This is a genomic window from Kluyvera sp. Awk 3 (assembly GCF_028069715.1).
GTDB lineage: Bacteria > Pseudomonadota > Gammaproteobacteria > Enterobacterales > Enterobacteriaceae > Kluyvera > Kluyvera georgiana_A.
Window position 1 is genome coordinate 1 of sequence record NZ_JANEWH010000361.1, and the last position, 241, is coordinate 241.

Annotated in this window: 1 protein-coding gene; it reads left to right on the forward strand. The window is 53.1% G+C overall.

The genetic code is table 11. The features are described from left to right. Window positions 1-241: EF-Tu/IF-2/RF-3 family GTPase (locus NNN71_RS25125; protein WP_333909592.1), on the forward strand; the 241-nt coding region annotated here is incomplete at both ends.

A 241-nucleotide genomic window follows, 5' to 3' on the forward strand; every position in this document is an offset into this window, starting at 1 on the left:
CCTGTACTGGCGTTGAAATGTTCCGCAAACTGCTGGACGAAGGCCGTGCTGGTGAGAACGTTGGTGTTCTGCTGCGTGGTATCAAACGTGAAGAAATCGAACGTGGTCAGGTACTGGCTAAGCCGGGCTCTATCAAGCCGCACACCAAGTTCGAATCTGAAGTGTACATCCTGTCCAAAGACGAAGGCGGCCGTCATACTCCGTTCTTCAAAGGCTACCGTCCGCAGTTCTACTTCCGTAC